Origin of the sequence: Acinetobacter sp. UBA6526, assembly GCF_002434875.1 — a bacterium.
GTDB lineage: Bacteria > Pseudomonadota > Gammaproteobacteria > Pseudomonadales > Moraxellaceae > Acinetobacter > Acinetobacter venetianus.
The window spans coordinates 1-3,583 of sequence record NZ_DJLC01000225.1; the positions used below are offsets into that span (position 1 = coordinate 1).

The window sequence follows — 3,583 nt, forward strand, 5'->3', positions numbered from 1 at the left end:
TTTATTTGAAAGGAAACTTTTAAGATCACTCTTTGTGCCTGATAAAAAATGGCGAAAACAAGAAGAACCTCAATTGAGGTTCTTCTTGTGATATTTGTGGGACAGCAGTGGCATCTGCCCTCTTTTTTATTTTATATATTTATTTTAAATCTTCTGCTTTTCAATCCATTGAATCGAATTCACACGGAATAACTCACAAGCACCATCACCTGTGTCGGTCGGCGATAAAGAGGATTTCCAAACTAAATCTTTATCTCGAACCTCAACCAACTCGCCTTTTAATTGTACCAAATCACCTCGCTTAACCTGCTTAATCTGCTGAGCAATCTCAGGATTGGCTGGAATGATGTGCATATTCGAGACCATTTGCATGGCGATATCTGTTGGAACTGGTACCTTATCCATTTTCCAATTTAGATAACGATCATATTGATTCACTGAAATGGTACGAGCAATCTCAGGATTGGCAAATAATCCCCAACTCACCGCATAGTCAATCGGAGAAAATTTCGCTTGTTCGTCATCCTGATACACTTTTGAACCTAAAATCCGAAAATTGCCATAAAACGGTTGTAATACAGAGATAGACTGATCTTTGGCAACAGGTAGCAATCCATTTGCAATGTTGTATTCAATATCGCTTTTAGATGCATGGGTCTGTCCAATTACAGCAACCATGCATAAACTCATCCATAGACGTTTTTTCATGGCTTATACTTCCTCAAAAATGTTGCTGAGTGCAAATAAATTAATCATCAATTTCATAGTATGCTTAGATGGTGAAAAAAAGTGCTTTTTTTAGTAACAATCAAAATCACTTTAGTCATATTTTTGTGCTTCTATTTTGCTAACTTATTTTTAAAAATCTAAAAAATGGATTTCCATGATTTATCAATTTTATCAGCGTCGAGTCTTTCCTCATCTTCTGAACCAAGTCATGCAAACTGCGAGTTTGATGGACAAGCGTCGTGAATTATTACTCCCGATTGAAGGCGAAGTACTAGAAATAGGATTTGGAACAGGTCTGAATATTCCTTTTTATGGCAACGTCGATACGCTCTATGCACTTGAGCCAAACCCTGATATTTATCACCTTGCAGTTGAACGTGTGCAACATGCACCGTTCAATGTAAAACATGTGCAATCTAGTGCTGAGAAGCTTCCATTTGCCGATGCATCTTTAGATCACATCGTATCAACATGGACCTTGTGTAGTATTCCTCAACTTGATCAAGCCTTAGCTGAAATCTACCGTGTGCTTAAACCCACAGGTACATTTCATCTGGTTGAACACGTCAAACATCCCGACTCAGTCAAGATTCAGTCCTTACAAACACTACTTACCCCGATTCAAAAACGGATTGGTGACGGCTGCCATCTGAATCGAGATATTGAGCGAAGTTTGGCTCAAGCCAAATTTAAATTTATCGAAAAGCAATACTTTGATGCTGAAGGCATTCCTGTGATTGCACAAAAAATGTTATTGGCACGCGTACAAAAAATTGATTTGGATCAGCTTTCTTAATCTTGAAAATCAATACGCAAAGTTTCGAATCGAATTCGTCCTTCACGCACCGCTTGAGCAATAGCTTGCTGTCCTTTGCTCAAGCGCGCCCCACCACTTTTAATATCTAACAAAATGACTTCAATATCTTCCGCTTCGCCATCTCCATCACGGAAATCGGTATATCCATCAAAGATCACATAATCAACTGGATCACCTAAGAATTTGGCGTCACTGGGTAAATACTGAAACTCAGGCAAGATCGGTGCAAATTGCTCAGCCATTTTCCCTTTGAGTACTGCTCGGCTAGTATTCACACTGCGTTTTTGCGCATCTAACAATGCTTGCTTATGTTCTAACTCTAGCTCTGCAATATATTTTTCGTATTCTGCTTGGATACGTCCATTTCGAGTATTGGATAAAATAATGGTCGTGATTACCACCCCAATACACGCCCCAATCAGCATAGCCAGCCAAACCGACATAAAAAACTTCCTTTACTGCAACCCCGCTATTTAACTGCAACATTAAACTTTTGTCATGTGTAACACACTCGTGTAAAAAAGATGCTAAGGTATAGCGGAATACGAAACATATGTTAAAAAATCTAAGTTCATGAAGACAATATTAATTGCGAATCAAAAAGGTGGTTGTGGCAAAACCATGACAGCGATTACCCTCGCTACAGCATTATCACAAAAGGGTTATAAAGTTGCGTTGGCCGACGCCGACAATCAAAAATCATCATTACAATGGTTGAAACAAAGACCTAATACGGTCGCTCAAATTCAAAGCCTTGATTGGCGTCATGAAAAATCTATCGGCGAAGCACCAAAACACTTAGATTATTTAATTATTGATGCGCCTGGTGCATTATCTGGTGAGCACGCTGAACAACTGATCAGTGAATCGCATGCCATCGTGACACCACTGCAACCATCTTTCTTTGATATTGATAGTACCCGTCGTTTCTTAAAACACTTACAAGACATCAAACGTATTCGTAAAGGTAAAGTTCAAATCTTATTGATTGCAAATCGTGTGAAACCGAATAGTGCAAGCTCTAAAGACATTCAGGACTTTTTTACCAAAATCGAGCAAGAACCTGTTGCATGGATTTCAGAACGTAGCGCATACGGTACTTTAGCGATGCAAGGCTTGAGTATCTTTGATAAAACACAGAAAAACTTTGTGACGATTCAGAGCCAATGGCAACCCGTTTTAAACCAATTGGTTGATGATCCAAGCGAGTGGTTTTAAGCTTTGCAACGAAAGGTAATCTTTTGATATTAAATCTTAAAATAAAGAAATGAAAATTTCACTATATGGCTTTTTCAGTTAATATGGATTGATTCAATTTCTAGCACTGAGAAAATCATGGTGCAACAATACGCTTCCACATTACAACGCGTTTTGCTGTTTGGACTGTTCTTTGTCTTAATGTTTTTGGGATTTAGTATTCTTAAATACTTTATTGTCCCTGTGCTTTGGGCAGCAATCATTGCCTATATGACTTGGCCTGTATATCTATGGGTACAACGTCGTTTTTTTGGTGAAAACAGACCTACTCTCAATGCTACGATTATGATCACTTTGGTCATACTCGTGATTGGAATTCCTTTTATTTTTGCAATTTTCATGCTGCAATTAGAAGGTCGCAATTTATATTTTAATTTACAAAAACAGCTTTTCTCAGGGCATGTTCAAGTTCCCGATTTTATTAAAAATCTTCCGATTATCGGCAAGGACATTAGCCGTACCATTAGTGAGTTAAGCAGCGATCCAAATAGCATCACCAAAAATGTTGCTGAATGGATTCAAAGCCATCTCAGTTATGGCCGATTTGTTCTCAGCGAAATCAGCCGTAATTTGGTTAAACTCACCTTTGCCATCATGACGCTGTTTTTCTTCTATCGTGATGGGCAAATGATTTTATCTCAGGTCAGCCGTGCCTTAGAAATGGTGATTGGCCCGCGTGTACATCATTATTTAGATACCATTTCTGAAACCACTCGTGCTGTGGTCTATGGTGTTGGCTTAACCGCTGTTGCACAAGCACTTCTTGCAGGTCTAAGTTAT

General features: G+C 38.7%; 5 protein-coding genes. 3 read left to right on the plus strand and 2 right to left on the minus strand.

What is annotated here, in order from left to right; translation table 11 throughout:
* Positions 1-144: 144 nt before the first annotated feature.
* Entirely contained in the window at positions 145-708 is a 564-nt protein-coding gene (locus B4237_RS15260) for a hypothetical protein (protein ID WP_412502326.1), read from the minus strand.
* A gap of 175 nt (positions 709-883) precedes the next feature.
* Here B4237_RS15260 and B4237_RS15265 point away from each other — a divergent pair, with 175 nt between their 5' ends.
* Positions 884-1,525 (plus strand): class I SAM-dependent methyltransferase, encoded by a 642-nt coding sequence (locus tag B4237_RS15265; RefSeq protein WP_019385474.1) that lies wholly within the window; start codon positions 884-886, stop codon positions 1,523-1,525.
* On the opposite strand, the gene B4237_RS15270 is transcribed toward B4237_RS15265, so the two are convergent.
* Positions 1,522-1,989: a Holliday junction resolvase-like protein gene (locus tag B4237_RS15270; RefSeq protein WP_004877736.1), complete on the minus strand. Its 468-nt coding sequence runs from the start codon at positions 1,987-1,989 to the stop codon at positions 1,522-1,524. The genes B4237_RS15265 and B4237_RS15270 overlap by 4 nt on opposite strands.
* A gap of 130 nt (positions 1,990-2,119) precedes the next feature.
* Between B4237_RS15270 and B4237_RS15275 the strand changes: the two genes are divergently transcribed.
* Positions 2,120-2,764 (plus strand): ParA family protein, encoded by a 645-nt coding sequence (locus B4237_RS15275; RefSeq protein WP_004877738.1) that lies wholly within the window; start codon positions 2,120-2,122, stop codon positions 2,762-2,764.
* A gap of 117 nt (positions 2,765-2,881) precedes the next feature.
* Positions 2,882-3,583: AI-2E family transporter (locus B4237_RS15280; protein WP_286943830.1), on the plus strand; the 702-nt coding region annotated here is incomplete at its 3' end.

Coding starts and splice junctions, on each gene's coding strand:
- B4237_RS15260 (WP_412502326.1), bottom strand. CDS start 708: ATGAAAAAACGTCTATGGATGAGTTTATGCATGGTTGCTGTAATTGGA.
- B4237_RS15265 (WP_019385474.1), top strand. CDS start 884: ATGATTTATCAATTTTATCAGCGTCGAGTCTTTCCTCATCTTCTGAAC.
- B4237_RS15270 (WP_004877736.1), bottom strand. CDS start 1,989: ATGTCGGTTTGGCTGGCTATGCTGATTGGGGCGTGTATTGGGGTGGTA.
- B4237_RS15275 (WP_004877738.1), top strand. CDS start 2,120: ATGAAGACAATATTAATTGCGAATCAAAAAGGTGGTTGTGGCAAAACC.